Source organism: Saccharibacillus endophyticus, from assembly GCF_013185185.1.
GTDB lineage: Bacteria > Bacillota > Bacilli > Paenibacillales > Paenibacillaceae > Saccharibacillus > Saccharibacillus endophyticus.
This window is the reverse complement of record NZ_JAAZWE010000001.1, coordinates 1,005,294-1,027,451: the sequence shown is the minus strand read 5'-3', so window position 1 is coordinate 1,027,451 and position 22,158 is coordinate 1,005,294. Positions and strand designations below refer to the sequence as shown.

Genomic DNA, 22,158 nt, shown 5'->3' with positions numbered 1-22,158 from the left:
AGAACGGGGCTTTGTCGTATCCGATGGAAGCGAGGCATGGGCAGTGACCGATCAGCCTTTGACCGCTCCCAGCAGCGCGCCTTTGGTAAAATGCTTCTGCACGAACGGGTAAGCGATCAGCATCGGAATGGTCGCGACCACGATCACGGCCATCTTGATCGTCTGCGCAGGCGGGATGACGTCGACCGACGTGCCTTCCGCCTGCATGCCGCTCGATACGATCACGATCTGACGCAGCAGCACCTGGATCGGCCATTTGACGGAATCCGTCAGATACAAGATCGCCGTCATGTAGGTATTCCAATAGGTCACGGCATAAAAGAGCGAGATCGTGGCAATCGAAGGAAGAGCGAGCGGCAGCATGATTTTCAGGAAAATGCCGAAGTCGTTGCTGCCGTCGATCTTCGCGGATTCCTCCAATTCGTCAGGCAGCGCTTGGAAGAAGTTCCGCATGATGATCAGATTGAACGCGTTGACGGCAACCGGAAGAATCAAAGACCAATAGGAGTCGATCAGGCCGGTTCCTTTGACGACCAGAAACGTAGGAATCATCCCGCCGCTGAACAGCATGGAGAACACGACGACGAAGTTGATGAAGTTGCGGCCTCTTAAGTATTTGCGCGACAATCCGTAAGCCATCAGCGCGGTCAGCACCATGCTCACGATCGTTCCGACCAGCGTCACGCCGACCGATACGCCGAGTCCTTTGAAGATCGTCGGCGTGGACAAGATGTAGCGGTAAGCATCCAGAGAAAATGTAGTGGGGAACAAGATGAACTTTTTGGATACGACCTCCTGGGTAGACGCGAACGAGCTGGCGATCACGTTAATGAACGGCAGCAGACAGATGAGCGCGATCAGGATCAGCAGCGTATAGTTGACGATATTGAACAGCCGGCTGCCGAGAGTTTGCTTGCGATGCGAAGAAGAATGCTCCATGATATGAACCTCCTTATGGACTTGAATGCCTATCTCCACGATACCAGCGGCCTTGCGTTCCGTATATAATCCGCGCATGAGGTGATGGGCGTATAATGCTTTGTTTGCCGGATAATCATCAGCTTCGAATATAATCATCAGAACCGTTCACTCGCCAACAAAACCCGTAACGACGGGGTTTTGGAAGCGTTATCATTTGATGATTATATACGGAATCGGTCTTTGGGCTTACGCTGGGGAAGCAATCGGAATTCAAAGTGAGAGTGAGGTCGGTTAACGATGGCAAAGCCGGTAAACGTGTCCGATGCGTCCCTGCTGACGCATGATCGTCAAGCCGTGCGCAAACGCGGATTCGGCGTTCGCAAGCACATGCTGCTGTACTTGATGATCCTGCCCGGTTTTCTCTATTTCGTCGTATTCAAGTATTTCCCGATGGGAGGTCTGGTGATCGCCTTCCAGGATTACCAGCCGTACCGAGGCATCATGGGCAGCGAATGGGTAGGATTCAAACATTTTATCCGCCTGTTCACGGAACCTACCTTCTTCATGCTGCTGCGCAACACGTTGGTCCTGTTCGCGATGAACATCGTTTTCTTTTTCCCGTTACCGATTATTCTCGCGCTCATGCTCAACGAAGTTCGGCACAAGTTTTTCAAAAACTCGATTCAAACGATCATCTACATCCCGCACTTCATGTCTTGGGTCATCATCGTTTCCATTACTTATGTATTTCTGACGGTCGACGGCGGCGTGCTGAACGAGCTGCTTGCGGCAGTCGGACTGCCGAAGATCAGCTTCCTCACCTCGTCGGAGTGGCTGCGTACCGTCTACATCGGGCAGATCATCTGGAAAGAACTCGGCTGGTCGACGATCATCTACCTGGCCGCGATTACCGTCGTCGACACGCAGTTGTACGAAGCGGCGGAGATGGACGGAGCCGGACGCCTGCGCAAGACCTGGCACGTCACGCTTCCCGCAATCCGTCCGGTCATTATCACCCTGCTTATTCTGAAGATCGGCAGCACGCTGGATCTGGGCTTCGAGCATATGTATCTGCTGCTGAATTCCCTCAACCGCGAAGTGGCGGAAATTTTCGATACGTACATCTATACGGCGGGGCTCAAGAACGGTCAGCTCAGCTACAGTACGACCGTCGGTTTGTTCAAAGGGGTAGTCGGATTGGTTCTGGTCATGTTGTCCAACCGGCTCGCCAAAAAGATGGGGGAAGACGGCGTGTATTGAGCGCATGCTGCAAGCGAAGATTTTATTCCAAAAAAGAAGGGGTAATCACATGAAAAAAGTTGCGAGAAAAGCCCGTAAAACGGGGGCGCTGCTGCTGTGTACCACAATTCTTCTGCTTAGTGCCTGCAGCGGCGGAGCAAGCAGCAATCAAGCCGCTTCCGGCGAGCCGTACGACGAGAATTCGAAAGCGAATATCAGCTGGCTGAACATCCTGCACACCGCTTCCCCGCCGACCGAGACCATTTTGAACAAGATCGAAGAGAAGACCAACTCCGATATCCAGTTCTCCTGGATCCCGGACGCGTCGAAGGAAGAACGGATCAATACTTCGCTGGCCTCCGATTCGCTCGCCGATATCGTGACGCTGACGATGCTCGATAACTCTTCCGTGCGCAACTCGCTCAAATCCGGTCTGTTCTGGGACGTGGAGCCTTATCTGAACGATTACCCGAACCTGGCGAAAATTTCCGAAGATACGCGCCGTTCGGCTTCGATCAGCGGTACGCTGTACGGCGTTCCGTTCCAAAAGGATCTGGCGCGCAACGGCATCACCATCCGCAAAGATTGGCTCGATAAGCTGGGACTGGAGACGCCGCATACGACCGCAGAACTGATGGAAGTCGCGCGGGCGTTCACGGAAGATGATCCCGACGGCAACGGCAAGGACGATACGACAGGCTTCGTGGACCGCAGCGATCTGACCTACGGGGCGTTCAAGACGCTCAGTTCTTACTTCGGAACGCCGAATATTTGGGAAGTAAGCGCGGACGGAAAAATGACGCCGGAGTTCATGACGCAAGGTTACGCGGACACGATGGATTACATGAAAGAACTGTATCAAAAAGGGTATATTAATCAGGACTTCGCCGTTACCGCCAAAACCGACCAACAGCAAAAGTTCGCCCAGGGCCGTGCAGGCATCTACGTAGGCGCGATCTTTGACAGCAAAAACTTGCTGAACATGGCGAAAGGCATTCAGGACGATATGGAGCTGGTACTCGTCAACGACATCACGTCGACGGGCAATGAGGCGGACCGGGCAATCTGGGCAGCGAACAACGGCATTGGCGGCTTGCTGTCATTCCCGAGATCCGAAGTCAAAGACGAAGCCGAGTTGAAAAGAGTGCTGAAATTCGTGAACGATCTGCTCGACGAAGACGTTTACGCGCTGATGACCTACGGCATCGAAGGCACGCACTATACGGTGGACGATCAGGATGCGGCGACGATCATCGATACGGATCTGTGGCAGCAGGAAGTCCAACCGTTCTCGGCCAGCCGTCCGAAAGAGAGCGGGTTCAAGATCCATGACGCCGACCCGCTGAAAAAGGAATCCGACAAGCTGATTGCGGACAATGCCGATTACGCGGTACTGAATCCGGCTTACTCGCTGGAATCGGAGACGTATAACACGCAAGGCTCCGAGCTGCAAAAAACGATCACGGACGCTACGTATAAGTACATTCTGGGCGAACTTGATCGTGCAGGATTCGATGCCGCGGTTGAAAGTTGGAAAAAATCCGGCGGAGATGCAATCATTGCTGAATATGAAGCCGCTTACAAAGAAATTCAATCGTAAGCAAAGGAGGAACCTATGGATCAGCATAACGTTTTGAATAAACAAAGTTACGCCGTGCGCACGGCGGAATCGATCATGGAGCGAAGTCCGCTGCTGCACGCGTGCAACGGGCACGGAGGCAAATGGTCGTACGATTACGGGGTAGTGTTAAAAGGTTTCGAAGCGCTGTGGCGTCGTACCGGCGACGACCGGTACTTCCGTTATATGCAAAAACAGATGGACGAGTTCGTGCAGGCGGACGGTACGATCCGAGGCTATGCCCAAGACGAGTACAATATCGACCATATCAACAACGGCAAGCTGATGTTCGCGCTCCATAAGAAGACGGGCGAAGCCAAATACCGGACGGCGGCGGATCTGCTGCGCGAACAATTGACAAGCCATCCCCGCACGTCCGAAGGCGCCTTTTGGCATAAACAGATTTATCCTTATCAGATCTGGCTGGACGGCTTGTACATGGGCGCGCCGTTCTATCTGCAATATCAGCTGGAATATGCAGGCGGCGAAGGGCTGGATGACGTGACGAAGCAGTTCCTGTTATGCGAAAAGCATACGCGGGACGCGAAGACCGGATTGCTCTATCATGCCTGGGACGAGAAAAAAGTTCAGCCGTGGTGCGATCCGCAAACGGGTTTGTCTCCGCACTTCTGGGGGCGTTCGCTCGGCTGGTTCGTCATGGCGCTCGTCGATACGCTGGAGCTGCTTCCGGCAGCTCGATCCGACGCTCCGGAGCTGCTGCGGATTTTGACCGATACGCTGACGGCGCTCCGCCGTTATCAAGATGCGGATTCCGGCGTCTGGTACCAGATCGTCGACCAGGCCGACCGGAAAGGCAATTACCGGGAAGCGTCGGCCACTTCCATGATCGCTTACGCCATGGCAAAAGGTATCCGTCTCGGCATGTTGGACGATAGCTGGCGGGAGCCGTTGGAGCTGGCTTTCCGCGGCCTGATCGACGAATTCGTGCTCGAAACGAAAGAAGGCTGGATCAACCTGAACAAAAACTGCCAGGTTGCGGGACTCGGCGGCGCGGACAAACGCGACGGCAGCTTTGCTTATTATATCAGCGAGCCGATCGTCACCAATGACCAGAAAGGGCTGGGCGCATTTTTGCAAGCCTGCGTCGAGTATGAACTGCTGCTGCCAAGACCGATGAATTCCGGCGCATCATCAGATCAATACGCGTCCCGGTCCGATCAAGCCGTGCACAAGACCACGCCATCGACTGGAGTGTCCTCGGTTGGAGCGGAAGGAGCGAGTTGACGTGGCCCTGTATAACGTTACGGATTACGGAGCGCTGCCCAACACGGAACAATCTTCGACGAGCGGCATTCAGGCGGCTATCGATGCCGCTTCGTTGGCGGGAGGAGGGACGGTTTTCGTGCCGGCGGGAATCTATTTAACGGGTTCCGTCTCGCTTCGCAGCCATATCGAGCTTCGACTCAGTGCGGGTTCCGTGCTGAAATTCAGTACCGATCCCGCAGAGTATCCGATTGTCGAGTCCCGCTGGGAGGGCGCGAACAGGCAGGTATACGCTTCCTGTTTGCACGGAGCCGATCTGAAAAACGTCTCGGTAACCGGAGGCGGAACGTTGGACGGCTGCGGACAAGCATGGTGGAATCGACATCGCGGCGCGTCGGAGGAACTTCGATATCCGCGCCCCAAGCTCATCGGCCTGGATCGCTGCCGCCGGGTCACGCTGCGCGACTTGCATTTGGTGAATTCGCCAAGCTGGACGGTGAATCCGATGCGCTGCCAAGACGTGACGATCGACAACTTGTCGATCTTGAACCCGGCCGATTCGCCGAATACCGACGGAATCAATCCCGAGTCGTGTTCCGGCGTGCGAATCGTGAACTGTCATATCGATGTCGGCGACGACTGTATCGCGATCAAGTCGGGCACGGAAGACGCGCAAGAGCGGATCCCCTGCGAAAATATCTCCATTGTCAATTGTACCATGCTGCATGGACACGGCGCCGTCGTGCTCGGCAGCGAAATGAGCGGAGACATTCGCAACGTAGTCATTCAGAACTGCGTGTTCAAGGAAACGGATCGCGGCATACGATTCAAGTCCAGACGCGGACGCGGCGGGATCGTCGAAGACATTAGGGTCAGCAATATCGTCATGGAAAACGTGATTTGCCCGTTCATTCTGAATCTGTATTATTTCTGCGGACCGCGCGGTCAGGACCGGTATGTCTGGGACAAGAATCCGTATCCGGTAACGAAGGAGACGCCGATCTTCCGCAGGATTCATTTTGCTCATATTACGGCTCGCCAGGTGCATGCCGCGGCCGGATTTCTGTACGGATTGGCCGAGATGCCGATTTCCGAAGTGACTTTTGACGATATCGAGATTTCGATGGCGGAGGATGCGATTCCCGGGCTTCCTGCCATGATGGCCGATCTTGAGCCGATGCGCGCCCGAGGATTTTATTTGGGGAATGTGCGGGACATCGCGTTTCGTCGGGTGCGAATCGCGCAGCATGAAGGCCCTGCCTTTCATATCGAACACGGGGAAGAGGTCGAAGTCGTCGATTGCCGCTCCGTGCATACCGCGCAACCCGAACGTTTGGTGCAATACGCGGATTCGGGCAGCTTTTAACTAAGGAGGGATTTCGAATGCCGTTGTGGGTCGGTGCAGAACCCTTTTGCGAATACGCTTCGATAGGGGAGGCGGTCGAAGAACTGGAACGTCGCGATCCGCAAATCCCCGAAACGTTGTACATCTTGTCGGGTACGTATCGCGAGCAGCTTCGAATTTATCGGTCCAACCTGAAGATGATCGGCGTAGGCCAAGTGACTATCGAAATGAATCGCTTTGCCCGGGAAAAAGGAACAGACGGCAAGGAAATCGGAACCTTCGCCACGCCGACGCTTTTTTTGGGCGGAAGCGATCTGCGGGTAGAAAACATAACGGTCTCGAATACGGCGGGACAGGGAGAGTCTATCGGACAAGCGATCGCGGTTGCGGCTTACTGCGATCGGACTGTTTTTCGCTCCTGCATATTCAAAGGCCATCAAGACACGTTGTTCACGGGCCCGCTTCCCCCTTCTCCGAAGAAAGGTTCTGTATTTGGAGGTATCGAAATCCGCCAGCGTCACGAGCAGTACCGGCAGCTGTACATGAATTGCCGAATCGAAGGAACCGTGGACTACGTATTCGGCGGGGCTTGCGCTTATTTCGAACAATGCGAACTGCATAGTCTGGCTCGTCCGAATCAGGATTCGTTCGGTTACGTCACGGCGGCGTCCACGCCTGAAAATCAGTCTTTCGGCTATGTCTTTCGCCGCTGCGTGCTCACTGCTGCTTCCGACGTGGCTTCCGCATCCGTATATCTGGGTCGACCGTGGCGTGCCTATGCCCGAACCGTATTTGCCGATTGCCGAATGGGAAGCCATATTCATCCGGAAGGATGGGACAATTGGGGAGATGCCGCCAACGAACGTACTGCGGATTATCGGGAATACGGAAGCGCGGCTGGCAAAGACTCGAGCCGACGCGTTGCTTGGGCGGTTGATGACACATCCCCGGGAAAATTATGGAGCCGGGGAGATGTTTTTGCAGACGAGCGTTTTTGGTGAGTTCGATTAAATGAAGAAAGACTGTTTCTGCTCGAATGGACAGCGCGTATGATGCTTGCCATTTGAACGGAAGCAGTCTTTTTGAATGGAGCAAGGGCGAGCGGTGTCGTAATATTGGAGTTTTTTTGTCCGAAAAATGTATGGAACAGTCGATTGTACCGGGTTTTTTTGATTATCCGGAAAGACTGATTTTCGAAAAAAGTTAAAGCGTTTTCGAATTTTGTAGGCCATATTTTTCGAAATTCGTCAAAGTTGCCGAATAAGCGAGGATGCGAGACTATTTCGTATGAATGAATGCGCTGACAACACTAGTCGCATGCAGAGCCGCTCCCTTGCCGAAATATGCTTTTTTCCTCGCTTTGCCGGGATAAAGGCGTGGTGATAAACTGCATTATGCTCAAGCATTGCAACCGTATACGGAAATTGGGAAACCGAAAGAAATTCGGCAATCCCGAAAACGAGGAGGAAAGACATGAACGTTCTCAGGCGACTGCAGGACTATTACTGGGAGAAGAAGACGTATATGTTCGTCTCGATTCTTTTTCTGGCAATCGCCACTGCCTTGGGGTTGGTGTACCCCAAACTACTTCAGATTTTAATCGATGACGTGATTACACCGCGCAATTTCGAATTGGTGCCGCAGCTTGCGCTGGCCGTGGTCGGCGTCGTGACACTCAAAGCGATCATGCAGTTTTTGCATGGTTTCTTCGGCGCGCGTCTCGGTAACTTTTTGGCTTACCGGCTGCGCAACGCATGTTACGAGAAACTGCAATTTTTGTCGTTCCGTTATTACGACACGGCCAGAACCGGCGATCTGATGTCCCGTCTGACCGGCGATCTCGAAGCGATCCGTTTGTTTATCGGCTTCGGGTTCGCCCAAATCCTCAATCTGTTCCTGATGGTCGGCTTCGGCGCCGCGATGATGCTGTCGATCAATTGGCAGTTGACGCTGTGGACGCTGATCACGATTCCGCCGCTGGTATTCGTGGCCATACGCTTCGAATCGCGGATTCATCCGGCTTTTCAGGAAATGCGTCTTGCGCTCGGCTCCCTGACCACGGCCGTTCAGGAGAACGTCACAGGGGTCCGCACGGTCAAAGCTTTTGCTCGCGAACCGCATGAAGTGGGCAAATTTTCTCTGCGCAACGACCGCTACAAAGACAATCAGCTTCATGCTTCCGGGCTTTGGAGCCGTTACTTCCCGGTTATGGAACTTCTGGCTTCCGGCTGTGCGGTACTTCTGCTCGGCGTCGGCGGCACGATGGTCATTCGCGGAACGCTGACGATTGGTGAACTGGTCGCTTTCTTCAGTCTGATCTGGTACATTATCGGACCGATGTGGGGATTAGGCTTCCATATCAACAACTACACGCAATCCGAAGCTTCCGGCGAACGGGTACTTGGGATTCTGGACAGACCGATCGACGTCCGCGACAAAGAAAACGCTTTGGCCCTCGATCCGGAAACGGTTCGCGGACAGGTGACGTTCGAAAAAGTCGGATTCGCTTACGGCAACAAGCTGCACGCGGTGCATGATATCAATCTGGATGCGCCTCCGGGCAAAGTCATCGGGCTGCTCGGCGGAACCGGCGCGGGCAAATCGACGATCATTCAACTCCTGATGCGTGCCTATGACGTCACGGAAGGATCGATCAAGTTCGACGGCGTCGATATCCGGGATCTTCGCGTCGAAGATCTGCGGGGTCAGATCGCGACCGTATTCCAAGAAACCTTCTTGTTCTCGTCGACGATCAAAGGCAATATCGGATACGGAATGAACGACGTTCCGATGGAAGACATCGTCCGCGCGGCCAAATTGGCCAAAGCGCACGACTTCATCATGGAAATGAAAGAAGGCTACGATACGGTGGTCGGCGAGCGCGGCATGGGCTTGTCCGGCGGTCAGAAGCAGCGGATCGCGATCGCGCGCGCGCTGCTCAAAAATCCGAAAATCCTGATCCTGGACGATGCGACTAGCGCCGTCGATATGGAGACCGAACACGAAATCCAAGCCGGCTTCCAAGAAGTGATGAAAGGACGGACGACGTTCATCATCGCGCACCGGATTTCTTCGCTGCGCCATGCCGACGAAATTCTCGTCTTGAACGAAGGGCATATCGTGCAAAGAGGCCGTCACGAACAATTGATCGCCGAGCCGGGCCCTTATCAGGAAGTCTATAACATTCAATACGCCGACCATATCGCTCGAACGGCGGAAGACGAAGAAGGGAGGGGAAGCCTGTGAGCACGCACGGAGAAAAGTTCAATCCCAAGCTAGGCAAAAAAGCGCAGAGCGACCCTAACCAAAGCCGTTTCGTCTATAAGGACGACGACGATATCGACAAGGCGTTCAATTGGAAACAGTTCGGCAGGCTGTTCTCGTACATGCGTCCGTACGCCAAACAGATGCTGCCGCTGATTCTCATCATGACGGTTCTCGGAACCGTCACGAAACTTGCGGTTCCGTATTTGACCGGGGTCGTGGCGATCGACGGAGCGATCAAAGGCGGCGACCAAAAGCTGCTCTACATCGTAACGGCCGCGGTACTCGGACTGTATCTCGTACAATGGGTCGCCAACGTATTCCGGATCAGATACACGAATATCATCGGGCAGCGGGTCATTTACGATATTCGCTCTTCGCTGTTCAAGCATATCCAGAAGCTCTCGTTCAATTTCTTCGACAAGCGCCCGGCGGGTTCGGTGTTGGTACGGGTAACGAACGACGTCAACTCGCTGCAGGATTTGTTCACGAACGGCGCGGTCAACGCGATGATCGACTGCGTTCAATTGGCCGGAATCATGGTCATTTTGCTGCTGATCAACTGGAAGCTGGGACTGGCCGTGATGATTACCGTTCCGATCATGTTCTTTATCTCGACCAAGCTGCGCCAGAAAATCCGCATGGCTTGGCAGGATGTCCGCCTCAAAAACTCTCGGATCAATTCGCACTTGAACGAAGCGATCCAGGGCATTCGCGTGACTCAGGCCTACACGCAGGAAAAAGAAAACATGAAATTTTTCAACGGCATGAACGCGGACAGCCGGAAATCCTGGAACCGCGCTTCGACGATGAACCAGGCCTTCGGACCGATGATCGAGATCACGGGCGGGTTCGGATCGATGATCCTGTTCTGGTACGGTACCTATCTGATCCAACAGGGAGAAGTAACGGTCGGCCTGCTCGTGACGTTCGCGAACTATGTCGGCAACTTCTGGGACCCGATCAACCGTCTGGGCCAAATGTACAACCAACTGCTTGTGGCGATGGCTTCGTCGGAACGTATTTTCGAGTTCCTGGACGAGGAGCCGAGCATCGACGACAAGCCGGGAGCGAAGCCGCTGCCGAAAATTCGGGGCGACGTCAATCTGGAAAAAGTCGTGTTCGAGTACGAACCGGGACGCCAAGCGCTTAAAGGCATCGATATCGAAGCTAAAGCCGGGCAATCCATCGCGCTCGTCGGCCATACCGGCTCCGGCAAGTCGACGATCATCAATCTGCTCAGCCGCTTTTACGACGTTAGCGAAGGCTCCGTCAAACTCGACGGCAACGACGTGCGGGACGTCAAGCTGGAAAGCCTGCGCGCGCAGATCGGAATCGTGCTGCAGGATACGTTCATTTTCTCGGGCACCATTCGCGAAAATATTCGCTTCGGCCGCTTGGACGCGACGGACGCGGAGATCGAAGAAGTCACGCGGGCCGTCAAAGCGCACGATTTTATTATGGCGCTTCCCGGCGGATACGATACGGAAGTCGAAGAACGGGGAAGCGCGCTTTCCATGGGGCAGCGGCAATTGCTTTCGTTCGCCCGGGCCCTGCTTGCCGATCCGCGAATCTTGATCCTGGACGAAGCCACGGCCAGCATCGATACGGAGACGGAATTGAGGATCCAAGAAGCGCTGAAAGTGCTGCTTGAAGGCCGAACCTCCTTCATCGTGGCACACCGTCTCTCCACGATTCGCCATGCCGACAAGATCATCGTGCTCGACCACGGCGAGATCAAGGAACAAGGCACGCATGCCGAATTGATTAAACATGGCGGGATTTACAACGGCTTGGTCGAAGCTCAATTCCGTTTTTTGTAAAAAGGATATTTCTTTGAAAACCTGCGACAATTTTCGCGGGTTTTCGCTATTTTTTCATAAAAATTTGAGCGATCGGGGTTGCAATTCAGTCTGCCAGCAGACAAAATAGATAAGGATAAACCAAAAAGCGTAGGAGTTGGTCAACGATGTGGGGGGCTCCATTATCCGCGGACGCGAAGAAAATCATGCTTCTCGGAAGCGGTGAACTGGGCAAGGAAGTCGTCATCGAAGCGCAGCGGCTTGGCGTGGAATGCATAGCCGTCGATCGTTACGAGGGTGCTCCCGCCATGCAGGTCGCACACCGCAGCCATGTGATCGATATGCTGGACGCGGACGCATTGCGGAAGTTGATCTTGCGGGAAAAGCCGGATCTGATCGTACCGGAGATCGAAGCGATCGCGACTCCGATGTTGGAGAAGCTCGAGACGGAAGGGTTCCGCGTGATTCCGACGGCTACGGCCGCCAGATTGACGATGGACCGCGAGGGTATCCGTCGCTTGGCCGCGGAGACGTTAGGCCTGCCGACGGCGGCCTATCGTTTTGCGGACAGTTTGGATGAACTGAAGGCGGCGGTGGCCGAACTCGGCGCGCCTTGCGTGATCAAGCCGCTCATGAGCTCTTCGGGCAAAGGACAGAGCGTGTTGAAGACGCCGGAGGATGCCGAGAAGTGCTGGCAGTTTGCTTTGGAAGGCGCGCGAGCAAAAAACAACACCCGGGTCATCGTGGAAGCATTCGTGCCCTTTGAAAGCGAAATTACACTGTTGACGGTTCGGAGCGTATCCGGAACGTCATTTTGTCCGCCGATCGGGCATATCCAGAAGGACGGCGACTATGTGGAATCCTGGCAGCCGCACCGGATGGATGACGGTAAGCTTGAAGAAGCCAAGCGGATTGCAAAAGCAATTACAGACGAGCTTGGCGGTTATGGGCTGTTTGGCGTTGAATTGTTCCTGACGAAGGACGGCGTTGTCTTCAGCGAAGTATCGCCGCGTCCGCACGACACCGGTATGGTAACGATGGTTACGCAGGATCTGTCGGAGTTCGCGCTGCACGCGAGAGCGATACTGGGACTTCCTATCACGGGAGTCGAACTGCTGGTACCGGGGGCTTCGGCAACGCTGAAAGCAACCCGATCAAGCGAAAATTTCAAAGTTGGCGGTCTGACGGAAGCCTTGAGCGTCCCGCGTACCCAGGTTCGAATATTCGGCAAGCCCGATTCGAAGCCGGGTCGCAGAATGGCCGTCGCGCTTAGCGCGGCGGAAGATGTGGAAACTGCGCGCAGCCGTGCCCGCGAAGCGGCCGGCCTGCTAAAAGAGGAGTATTCGGATGACAACTAACGTATTGGAAAAAACAGCGAGCCTTCGCGTAGCTTCTTGCAGCGATGCTGCCGCATTGACGGAATTGATGCGAAAACTGTCGTATCCTACGACGCCTAGCGTCATGCGCGAGCAATTGGAATCGCGCGAAAACAATCCGAATTTCCAGACTTATTTGGCAGAAAAAGACGGCAAAGCGGTGGGGATGATCTCGCTGCGTTTGATTCCTGCACGAGGATCGGAAGCGCAGATGGTTCAAATTGCCGGGCTGATCGTAAACGAGGATTGCCGCGGCTGCGGAATCGGCCGTTTGCTTGTCGAGCAAGCGGAAACCTGGGCTACAGAATCGGGATGCCGCTTTCTGTTCCTGACCGGAATCAATCGCGAGGATCGTATTGGCGCACACGAGTTCTATCAACATGCCGGTTTTGAGAAGTTCGGCTGCAAATTCATCAAAGCGCTGTAAGACTAACAGACCACATACATTTAAATTCCTTACCCTTCGGTTCCGGCTCTTGCGAGCGGGGCCTTTTTGTTTAGATCGCCTTAAGGATTACCCAGCCTGATTTTACGGGTAAATGGATATAGGTTCCAATTCCATGCAAAGAGTCAAAGTCATCAAGGAAATAGAGGAGGAACAAGCATGAACGCATCAAGCATGAAAAAGCGAAAAGCAAAGCCAAGCGTTGCAGTGGCCTTCTGCAAGAAAATAAGTTTGCTTGCTTTGGCCTCTACGTTCGTAATGGGCGGTGTGTACGGGGTAGGCCCCCTAGAAAATGCGCATGCCCAAACCGCTTATGAAGCCGCGTATGCAAAAACGACAACCGATAAGTCGAAGTTTACCGCCAAAGTGGTTTATCTGGTGAACTTGGAACGTCGCAAGGCTGGGCTCAAGCCGCTTACGATCCATGCAGGCACAGCGAAGGCTTCGCGTTTGAAAGCCATGGATATGTCGAAGAAAGGATACTTCGACCATACCTCTCCGACATACGGTTCTCCTTTCAACCTCTTGAGATTACAAAAGGTACCGTTCCGAACAGCGGGTGAGAATATTGCGATGGGACAGCGTTCGCCCGAGAGCGTGATGCAAGGATGGATGAATAGCGAAGGACATCGAAGCAACATCTTGAACCCAAGCTTCACCTCGATCGGCGTCGGCTATTATAATGGATATTGGGTTCAGTTATTTATTGGTTGATGGGGCGGGTGGAGAAACGAGAAGACTCCGAGAAAAATTCGTTCAATTCGCTGTCTCACTTGGAAAAGTCGATTGAAATTTTTAGTCGAAGTTTTCCAAGTTCAAAGGCGTATTGAACTGAATTTTCTCTCCGTCTTCTCGTTTCCAGTTACGTTGGATTTTGGAATACGAAGAACCCCAACCTTTTGGGAGGTTGGGGTTCTTCGCGATCGTTCATTATATAAAGAATGGGACATGTAGGAATCGAACCTACAACCTGTCGATTAAGAGTCGAATGCTCTGCCAATTGAGCTAATGTCCCATATTTTTTGTAACGGCCGCCTTCATCATTGAACGATTATTTCTGGCGACAAAGAATATCCTATCATAAATTAAAATAGCTTAGCAAGTATCTTTTTGCAGAAGTTAAAAAAATTTCGAACCGCGTTTGCAAATTGCTTCACGAACACTTAAGGTAAGGTACGTGGCGCATACGCGAAAGCTTAAACTTTTGTTGTCTTTCATATAAGGAGGAGAAGCATGAATTCGTGGAAGTGGATATGGCGAACAACGGCCGTACTTTCGGCACTTTCTGCTTTATTGCTGGCTGTTGGTTTCGGATACGGAGCGCAAGAGCTGATGTTTCCGAGGCCTAACCTTGCGAACGCCGATGCTTCTGCGGTTGCTCCGTTGACAGAACGCGCTCCTTCGACCGAAGACGGAAGTTACCGGATCGTTGCGATCGGCGACTCGCTTGCCAAGGGAACAGGAGATGCAACCGGACAGGGATTTGCCCGGCGGGCCGCGGTTTTGTTGGGTCAAAGCGGCGATCGCGAAGTGCGTTTTCTTAATAATCTCGGAATTAACGGCATGACTACGCAGGAGTTACTGACGGAATTGAATGAACCCGGCGTTCGTTATGTATTGAAGGAAGCTAATATAATCTTGCTGTCGATCGGTGCAAACGACCTGTTTCAAGGCGGTGCGGCTTTACAAACGAGTACGGAAGCACCGGATGCCAACGCGTTGGATACGGCTTTGCCTTCGGCCTCGCAACGGCTTGGCGAAGCACTTGATCAACTTCGGGTTATCAATCCGACGGCACGCATTATTTATCTGGGTTTATATAATCCGTTCGGCGATATCGAATCGCTGCGCGATGAAGGCGATCTGGGGATTGCCGAATGGAATGCCCAAGCATCGGCACGTATTGCTAAAGGGAAGAATATGGTCCTGACACCGACATTTGACCTGTTTGAACGAGATCCCGGCGCTTACTTGTCATCCGATCATTTTCATCCGAACTCGGACGGCTATGAGCGTATTGCGCAGCGAATCGTTCAAGGGTTGGAATAAGTTTGAGAGCGTAACCTTGCCTTTAATGTTGACAAGGTATTAGTACGTTGACCGCATGAACCTTTGAAAAAGTCGATAACCAAGGAAGGGACGGGGAAAGATGAATCAGTCTGACGACGGTTTCGTTCTGCGTGTACGGGATTTAAATAAGCGAATCGGTCGTAAAACGATCATTCATAGCATCAGCTTCGACGTGCGGGAAGGCGAAATTTTCGGCTTTCTCGGTCCGAACGGCGCAGGCAAGACGACGACGATCCGCATGCTGGTCGGTCTTATTAAACCGACCTCCGGAAGCGTTGAAATTTGCGGTTTCGATGTGCAAAAGCAACCGGAAGAAGCGCTGAAGCATGTAGGCTCCATCGTCGAAAATCCGGAAATGTATCCTTATCTGACAGGCTGGGAGAACCTGATGCATTTTGCCCGCATGCAGGATGGAATTGACGAACGACGCATTCGCGAGGTTACGGAACTTGTTCATCTGGGCGGACGGATTCATGAGAAGGTTCGTACCTATTCGCTCGGAATGCGTCAGCGTCTGGGGATCGCGCAAGCGCTGCTTGCCCGGCCGAAAGTGCTGATTCTCGACGAGCCTACCAATGGTCTTGATCCCAAAGGAATCAAGGAAATGCGAGCTTTTATCCGCGAACTGGCTTCGGCGGGACTCGCGGTTTTCGTATCCAGTCATTTGTTGAGCGAGATTCAACTGCTCTGCGATCGGGTCGCGATTATCGGCGGTGGCCGAGAGCTTGCGGTAGGGTCGGTCGACGAGTTGATGGGTGCAGGCCGAGGAATGGTGATTTGGGACGTTGAACCGAAAGCCGCAGCTTTGACTTTGCTTGCCGAATATGAAGATATCGTTATTGTGGATTCGGCCGGAGCGGAAGCACTGGAAGATGCCGCTGCCGCTTTATTGAACGAGCGCAGCATCGTGACCGAGACGCCGGAAGAGCGTGTAGCCGAAGTGCTCGACGTGATGGTCCGCGAAGGCATTGCCGTAAGAGGCGTTCACCGCGTTGCCCCCACGCTGGAGCGACTTTTCCTGCAAATGACCGAAGGGGAGGGCATCGAGTGAAACGGTTTTGGGCTATGGTACAAAACGAAGTCGTCAAGATCATCAAGAAAAAGCGTTTTTACATCGTGCTTTTGATTCTTGCCATTATGGTGCCGATCTTCAGTTATGCGCAGATGCGACAATCGCTTGAACGCCAAGAGAGTTACGGTACGGATTGGCGATTGGAAGTGCAGCAAGCCATTATCGATAACCAGAACTCGCTGAGCAGCGATCGGGTTCCGCAAGAGTGGAAAATTTATCGGCAAATCTATATTCAGCAGATGCAGTATTACCTCGATAACGACGTGAATCCGAACGAACCGGGCGGGGTGACATTCACTCGCGAGTTCATCAATAACTCGGCGGCCTTGTTTATTCCTTTGATGATTCTGACAATCGCTTCCGACCTGGTTTCCTCGGAACGAACGGGCGGCACGATCAAGATGCTGCTTGCAAGGCCGGTGCGGCGCTGGAAAGTGCTGTTAAGCAAATTGACGGCTCTGCTTATGTTCGTCTCATTGATCGTCGTGAGCGCCTATCTGGTCTGTTATTTGATTTCGGGCGTCTTTTTCGGCTATTCCGGTTGGAGTATTCCGATCTTCACCGGATTCGTATTGAACGGGTCCGACGTCGATCTGACCTATGTGCAAGCGACGCCTCAGTGGCAATATTTGTTGATGCAGGCGGGACTGGTTTGGTTTGTCGGAATCGTGGTCGCGCTGTTGGCGTTCATGGTATCGGTTTTGGTGCGGAGTACGGCTGCAAGCATCGTCGTCATGATGGCCGCTTTGATTTCAGGCTCCATTTTGACCAATATGGCTTCGGCCTGGACGAGCGCCAAATATCTGTTTATGGTAAATCTTGGGCTGACCGAGTATCTGGCGGGTAATCCTGCGCCGATCGACGGCATGACATTAGGCTTTTCATTAGCTGTTTTAGCGGCATGGGGAGCGGTTTCCGTGTTTATTTCGTTTATCGTCTTTACGAAAAGGGACGTTTTGACTTAAAATGAAAAGAGAAAAATGAAAACACTTGTTTGCATTTCGGTAAGCTGACGATCCGGAGGCAAAGAGCGAGCAAGAGAGAAAGAGGGAGAAATCATGGCCGAACAGATCGATACGGCAGAACAGACGGCGGCCCCGCAGGCCGTTCAAGGATACGATGCGGACGACATACAGGTGCTCGAAGGCTTGGTCGCAGTTCGCAAACGGCCGGGTATGTATATCGGGAGCACCAGCTCTTCGGGCCTGCACCATCTGGTATGGGAAATCGTGGACAATGCTGTCGACGAGCATTTGGCGAAATATTGCGACCGGATTGAAGTAACGTTGAACAAGGACGGTTCCGTCACTGTACGCGATAACGGACGGGGCATTCCTACGGGCATGCACAAAAGCGGCGTGCCTACGCCCCAGGTCGTTTATACCGTTCTGCACGCCGGCGGCAAATTCGGCGGCGGAGGATATAAAAAGTCCGGAGGCCTGCACGGCGTCGGCGCATCGGTAACGAACGCGTTGTCCGAATGGCTGGAAGTCGAAATTTACCGCGACGGCAAAATTCATCGTCAACGGTTCGAATACCGCGTGGACAAAAAGGGCGTAGAGCATGTCGGAGAACCGGCAACGGGGCTTGAGGTGCTGGGAAATACGAGACAGACCGGCACGAAAGTTACGTTCAAGCCGGATATTCGCGTCTTCAAGAACGGGATCTCCCTGACCTATAATACGCTAGCTGAACGCTTGCAGGAGCTGGCTTTCTTGAACTCCGGCCTGCGTATCGTATTGACCGATCAGCGCAAGGGTACGGAAACGGAAGAAGAGTTCTACTACGAAGGCGGAGCGAAGCAGTTCGTCGAGTTCCTCAACGAAGGCAAAGAAGTGCTGCATGACGTCGTTCGTTTTTATGCGGAAAAAGACGATATCGAAGTCGAAGTGGCTTTCCAATATAACGCCGGTTATACGGAAACGATTGCTTCGTTCGTTAACTCCATTCCTACGCGGGGCGGCGGTACGCACGAAACAGGCTTCAAGACGGCATATACGCGTATTTTGAACGAATATGCGCGTAAAACAGGTTTGCTAAAGGAAAAAGACAAAAACCTGGAAGGCGGCGACCTGCGCGAAGGCATGATGGCCGTCATCAGTATCAAAATGGGCGATGTCGAGTTCGTCGGCCAGACCAAAGACCAGCTCGGCAGCGCTTCGGCCCGCAGCGCGGTCGATGCGATCGTGTCGGACAAGACCGCGCAGTTCCTGGAAGAGAATCCGCAGGCCGCGCAAATTCTGACCCGCAAAGCCGTTCAGGCCGCGCGCGCGCGGGAAGCGGCGCGCAAAGCGCGCGACGAGATGCGGACCGGCAAAAAGCGCAGCGAAAGCTCCAACCTGAACGGAAAGCTGACTCCGGCGCAATCGAAAGACTTCACGAAGACCGAACTCTTTATCGTCGAAGGCGACTCTGCCGGCGGTTCCGCGAAGCAGGGGCGCGATTCCAAAATTCAAGCCATTCTTCCGCTGAAAGGCAAACCGTTGAATCCGGAAAAAGCCAAGTTGGCCGAAATCCTGAAAAACGAAGAATACCGGGCGATCGTCTCGGCAATCGGCGCGGGCATCGGTCCCGAATTCGCGATCGAAGACAGCAATTTTGCCAAAATCGTCATCATGACCGACGCGGATACGGACGGCGCGCATATCCAGGTATTGCTGCTGACTTTCTTCTACCGATACATGAAGCCGATGATCGATCAGGGCCGCGTGTATATTGCCCAGCCGCCGCTGTTCAAAATCACCCGTAAAGGTTCGCGCAAGAACGAGGTCGTGTACGCATGGAGCGACGAAGAACTTGAGAAGTTGACCAAAGGCGGCAAAAATTTCGAACTTCAGCGTTATAAAGGCCTCGGCGAAATGAATCCGGATCAACTCTGGGAAACGACGATGGACCCGACCACCCGCACTTTGCTTCAGGTTCAGGTGGAAGATGCGGCGAAAGCAGAGAAACGCGTATCCACATTGATGGGCGACAAGGTCGACCCGCGCAAGCGCTGGATCGTGGAGAACGTGGATTTTACCGAAGTGGAAGAATAAGCGATAGAAGGAGACTTATAATCGATGAGCGTACCGGAGGAAATTTTCAAACCGGCTTTTCTCGAAGAAGTGGTCGGCGACCGCTTCGGCCGGTATTCCAAATATATTATTCAGGACCGTGCGATTCCCGACGTCCGCGACGGATTGAAGCCTGTTCAACGCCGGATTCTGTACGCGATGTACGAATCGGGCAATACGCCGGAAAAAGGCTACCGCAAGTCGGCCAAGACGGTCGGAGACGTGATGGGCAACTACCACCCGCACGGCGACTCTTCGATCTACGAGGGCATGGTGCGTATGGCTCAGCCATGGAAAATGGCGCATACGCTTGTGGACGGACACGGCAACTGGGGCTCTATCGACGATGACCCGGCAGCGGCAATGCGTTATACGGAAGCTCGCTTGTCGACGATCGCGATGGAGATGCTGCGCGATATCGACAAGCGTACCGTCCAGTTCAAAGACAATTTCGATAACACGGCAAAAGAACCGGTCGTGCTGCCTGCGCGTTATCCCAATCTGTTAGTGAACGGCGTCAGCGGAATTTCGGCCGGTTTTGCCACGGAAATCCCGACTCATAATTTGCAGGAAGTTATCGATGCCTGCATCGCGGTCATGGATACGCCGGGCATCGATCTGGACGGCATCATGCAGTATATCAAAGGACCCGACTTCCCGACGGGCGGCACGGTAATGGGCGAAGCGGGGATTCGCGAAGCGTATTCCACCGGCCGCGGCAAAATTCAGATTCGTTCCCGGACGGAAATCGAAAGTTTGCGCGGCGGCAAGCAGCAGATCGTCATCACCGAAATTCCGTATCAAGTCGTCAAAGCCCGTCTCGTTACGGCGATGGAAAATATTCGGCTCGAGAAAAAGGTAGAAGGCATCGCCGAGGTTCGGGACGAAAGCGGCCGCGAAGGCATGCGGATCGTGGTTGAGCTGAAAAAAGACGCGGATGCCAACGGCATTCTCGCGTACCTGCTCAAAAAAACCGATCTTCAGGTCAGCTATAACTTCAACATGGTCGCGATCGTCAATAAAGCACCGCAGCAATTAGGCGTTAAAGCGATCCTCGAAGCCTATATCAACCACCAGCGCGAAGTGATTACCAAGCGTACTTCGCACGAGTTGGAAAAGGCCAAAGACCGTTCGCACGTACTCGAAGGTTTGGTCAAAGCGCTGAATATCCTGGACGATGTCGTCGCCGCGATCCGCGCTTCGAAAAATCGTCAGGACGCGCAAAACAATCTGCAATGGATGTTCGGTTTTACCGAACGCCAAGCCGATTCCATTTTGACTCTCCAATTGTACCGTCTGACCAATCTGGAGATTACCCAGCTCGAAAAAGAGCATTCGGATCTGGAAAAACGGATCAACGTGCTGGAAGGCATCCTGTCGAGCAGCCGCAAGCTGGATAACGTCATTCGCAAAGAACTGACGGAAATCCGCGATAAATTCGGTATTGCCCGCCGTTCCGATCTTCAGAGCGAAGTCGAAGAAATCAAGCTGAATCTGGAAGTGATGATTCCGCAGGAAGACGTGATCGTCTCGCTGTCGCAAGAAGGCTACATCAAGCGTTCGGGCATGGCTTCGTTCACGCGTTCGGGCAGCGATCGTAACGCATCCGGGACGCGGGAAGGCGATTATATTCGTCATCTGCTTGACGTAAGCACGCTGGATCGTTTGCTTGTGTTCACGCAGCGGGGACAATTTTATCTGCTTCCGGTCCATCAGGTTCCGGAGTTCAAATGGAAAGATAACGGTACGGCAATCGTCAATATTATTCCGCTCGATAAGGAAGAACGGATCGTCTCGATCATTCCGGTCAAAGAACTTGAAGAGTCGGAGCAATCGTTGGTCTTCACGACGCGAAAAGGACAGGTTAAACGAACCGCGCTGCGCGATTACGCGACCAAGCGCAGCGGAGGCGTTGCCGCCTGCAAGCTGGGCGAAGGGGACGAAGTCGTTCAGGTAAATCTGAGCGACGGCGGCCGAGACATGCTTCTGGTAACGGCGCAAGGCATGAGTATTCGCTTCGGCGAACAGGAAGTGTCGCCGATGGGTCGGGTATCCGCCGGCGTACGCGGTATTCAGCTTAAGGATGGAGACGAGGTCACGGCTGCATTGTTCGTGAAAGGCGATGACGGCGAAGTCCTGGTCGTGACGGATTTGGGTCATGCCAAACGTTCGATGCTGCTGGAATACCCGTCGCAAAGTCGCGGAGGCAAAGGCATCGCGACCTTCGAGTTCAAGGAAGGAAAAAGAGTGAAGCCGAACGGCAATCGAATTATGGCGGCATACAACACAAGCGATACATTGCCGGCTGTTGCCGTACTGTCCAACGGGGAGAGACTTGAGTTCCCGGCCGGAAAAGCACCGTTGACCGAACGCAAGCATATCGGCAAAGCGTTGATTAACGTGGAAAAGTCGGATACGATACTTGATTTGCTGCCTTCGTTCGAACGGGATTCGACCGTCTAAAAGGTAAGCGCCAATCGCCAACAAAAAAGACGTTTCGTGCGCGTAAGCGCAAGGAACGTCTTTTTTATCATACTCATTTTTGGGCTCGTCGGTTTTCACGAAAAATGCAACCGAAACCGTTCCTTTCGCGTCTAATAGATCGATTTTATGAGCACCAATCCTCTTGTGTTCTTGACGCTTTCGCTGGTTTTGGGATTTAGAGGATACATGGAACGCAAATATATTCCGTATACGCGCAAGCATGTCGTATCCTGGAGCATCAG

General features: G+C 53.3%; 16 protein-coding genes and 1 tRNA gene. 15 read left to right on the top strand and 2 right to left on the bottom strand.

The genetic code is table 11. The annotated features are described in order from the left end of the window. Positions 1-51: 51 nt before the first annotated feature. Complete coding sequence (locus HRQ63_RS04600) at positions 52-939, bottom strand: carbohydrate ABC transporter permease (RefSeq protein ID WP_172239768.1); 888 nt, start codon at positions 937-939, stop codon at positions 52-54. Between the two features lie 369 nt (positions 940-1,308). Here HRQ63_RS04600 and HRQ63_RS04595 point away from each other — a divergent pair, with 369 nt between their 5' ends. The 10 genes from HRQ63_RS04595 to HRQ63_RS04550 all read left to right on the top strand — a co-directional run bounded on the left by HRQ63_RS04595 (position 1,309) and on the right by HRQ63_RS04550 (position 13,948). Next, positions 1,309-2,181 carry an ABC transporter permease gene (locus HRQ63_RS04595; RefSeq protein WP_229714099.1) on the top strand — a complete coding sequence of 291 codons (873 nt, stop codon included), beginning with the start codon at positions 1,309-1,311 and terminating at the stop codon, positions 2,179-2,181. A 49-nt stretch (positions 2,182-2,230) separates the two neighbouring features. Beyond that, positions 2,231-3,760 (top strand): extracellular solute-binding protein, encoded by a 1,530-nt coding sequence (locus tag HRQ63_RS04590; protein WP_172239762.1) that lies wholly within the window; start codon positions 2,231-2,233, stop codon positions 3,758-3,760. A 15-nt stretch (positions 3,761-3,775) separates the two neighbouring features. Beyond that, positions 3,776-5,023: a glycoside hydrolase family 88/105 protein gene (locus HRQ63_RS04585; protein ID WP_172239759.1), complete on the top strand. Its 1,248-nt coding sequence runs from the start codon at positions 3,776-3,778 to the stop codon at positions 5,021-5,023. Between the two features lies 1 nt (position 5,024). After that, positions 5,025-6,368, top strand: a complete 1,344-nt coding sequence (locus tag HRQ63_RS04580; protein WP_172239756.1) for a glycoside hydrolase family 28 protein — start codon at positions 5,025-5,027, stop codon at positions 6,366-6,368. A 23-nt stretch (positions 6,369-6,391) separates the two neighbouring features. Beyond that, on the top strand, positions 6,392-7,348 hold the full coding sequence (locus HRQ63_RS04575; RefSeq protein WP_172240608.1) for a pectinesterase family protein: 957 nt from the start codon (positions 6,392-6,394) through the stop codon (positions 7,346-7,348). A gap of 472 nt (positions 7,349-7,820) precedes the next feature. Then, positions 7,821-9,593 carry an ABC transporter ATP-binding protein gene (locus HRQ63_RS04570; RefSeq protein WP_172239753.1) on the top strand — a complete coding sequence of 591 codons (1,773 nt, stop codon included), beginning with the start codon at positions 7,821-7,823 and terminating at the stop codon, positions 9,591-9,593. Beyond that, entirely contained in the window at positions 9,590-11,434 is a 1,845-nt protein-coding gene (locus HRQ63_RS04565) for an ABC transporter ATP-binding protein (protein WP_172239750.1), read from the top strand. The genes HRQ63_RS04570 and HRQ63_RS04565 overlap by 4 nt, the downstream gene beginning before the upstream one ends. A 146-nt stretch (positions 11,435-11,580) precedes the next feature. Beyond that, the gene (gene purT, locus HRQ63_RS04560) at positions 11,581-12,771 is read left to right on the top strand and encodes a formate-dependent phosphoribosylglycinamide formyltransferase (protein WP_172239747.1); all 1,191 of its coding nucleotides are present in this window, start codon (positions 11,581-11,583) and stop codon (positions 12,769-12,771) included. Then, positions 12,761-13,216: a GNAT family N-acetyltransferase gene (locus tag HRQ63_RS04555; protein WP_172239744.1), complete on the top strand. Its 456-nt coding sequence runs from the start codon at positions 12,761-12,763 to the stop codon at positions 13,214-13,216. The genes purT and HRQ63_RS04555 overlap by 11 nt, the downstream gene beginning before the upstream one ends. 177 nt (positions 13,217-13,393) lie before the next feature. Then, positions 13,394-13,948: a CAP domain-containing protein gene (locus tag HRQ63_RS04550; protein ID WP_172239741.1), complete on the top strand. Its 555-nt coding sequence runs from the start codon at positions 13,394-13,396 to the stop codon at positions 13,946-13,948. Positions 13,949-14,176: 228 nt separating this feature from the next. On the opposite strand, the gene HRQ63_RS04545 is transcribed toward HRQ63_RS04550, so the two are convergent. Next, positions 14,177-14,249: transfer RNA gene (locus tag HRQ63_RS04545), tRNA-Lys, on the bottom strand. Positions 14,250-14,467: 218 nt separating this feature from the next. Here HRQ63_RS04545 and HRQ63_RS04540 point away from each other — a divergent pair. The 5 genes from HRQ63_RS04540 (at position 14,468) to gyrA (ending at position 21,895) form a co-directional block, all read left to right on the top strand. Further along, entirely contained in the window at positions 14,468-15,283 is an 816-nt protein-coding gene (locus HRQ63_RS04540; RefSeq protein ID WP_172239738.1) for a GDSL-type esterase/lipase family protein, read from the top strand. Positions 15,284-15,383: 100 nt separating this feature from the next. After that, the gene (locus HRQ63_RS04535; RefSeq protein WP_172239735.1) at positions 15,384-16,355 is read left to right on the top strand and encodes an ABC transporter ATP-binding protein; all 972 of its coding nucleotides are present in this window, start codon (positions 15,384-15,386) and stop codon (positions 16,353-16,355) included. Next, the gene (locus HRQ63_RS04530) at positions 16,352-17,341 is read left to right on the top strand and encodes an ABC transporter permease (protein WP_371873178.1); all 990 of its coding nucleotides are present in this window, start codon (positions 16,352-16,354) and stop codon (positions 17,339-17,341) included. The genes HRQ63_RS04535 and HRQ63_RS04530 overlap by 4 nt, the downstream gene beginning before the upstream one ends. A gap of 93 nt (positions 17,342-17,434) precedes the next feature. Next, positions 17,435-19,414, top strand: coding sequence for a DNA topoisomerase IV subunit B (parE, locus tag HRQ63_RS04525; protein ID WP_172239733.1), 1,980 nt, complete (start codon positions 17,435-17,437; stop codon positions 19,412-19,414). A gap of 24 nt (positions 19,415-19,438) precedes the next feature. Further along, positions 19,439-21,895, top strand: coding sequence for a DNA gyrase subunit A (gene gyrA / locus HRQ63_RS04520; RefSeq protein ID WP_172239730.1), 2,457 nt, complete (start codon positions 19,439-19,441; stop codon positions 21,893-21,895). Positions 21,896-22,158: the final 263 nt, after the last annotated feature.

Bases quoted from the DNA above. Each gene is read 5' to 3' on its own strand.
- HRQ63_RS04540 (WP_172239738.1), top strand. From the start codon at position 14,468: ATGAATTCGTGGAAGTGGATATGGCGAACAACGGCCGTACTTTCGGCA.
- HRQ63_RS04535 (WP_172239735.1), top strand. From the start codon at position 15,384: ATGAATCAGTCTGACGACGGTTTCGTTCTGCGTGTACGGGATTTAAAT.
- HRQ63_RS04550 (WP_172239741.1), top strand. From the start codon at position 13,394: ATGAACGCATCAAGCATGAAAAAGCGAAAAGCAAAGCCAAGCGTTGCA.
- HRQ63_RS04570 (WP_172239753.1), top strand. From the start codon at position 7,821: ATGAACGTTCTCAGGCGACTGCAGGACTATTACTGGGAGAAGAAGACG.
- parE (WP_172239733.1), top strand. From the start codon at position 17,435: ATGGCCGAACAGATCGATACGGCAGAACAGACGGCGGCCCCGCAGGCC.
- HRQ63_RS04585 (WP_172239759.1), top strand. From the start codon at position 3,776: ATGGATCAGCATAACGTTTTGAATAAACAAAGTTACGCCGTGCGCACG.
- purT (WP_172239747.1), top strand. From the start codon at position 11,581: ATGTGGGGGGCTCCATTATCCGCGGACGCGAAGAAAATCATGCTTCTC.
- HRQ63_RS04590 (WP_172239762.1), top strand. From the start codon at position 2,231: ATGAAAAAAGTTGCGAGAAAAGCCCGTAAAACGGGGGCGCTGCTGCTG.
- HRQ63_RS04555 (WP_172239744.1), top strand. From the start codon at position 12,761: ATGACAACTAACGTATTGGAAAAAACAGCGAGCCTTCGCGTAGCTTCT.
- HRQ63_RS04600 (WP_172239768.1), bottom strand. From the start codon at position 939: ATGGAGCATTCTTCTTCGCATCGCAAGCAAACTCTCGGCAGCCGGCTG.
- gyrA (WP_172239730.1), top strand. From the start codon at position 19,439: ATGAGCGTACCGGAGGAAATTTTCAAACCGGCTTTTCTCGAAGAAGTG.
- HRQ63_RS04595 (WP_229714099.1), top strand. From the start codon at position 1,309: ATGCTGCTGTACTTGATGATCCTGCCCGGTTTTCTCTATTTCGTCGTA.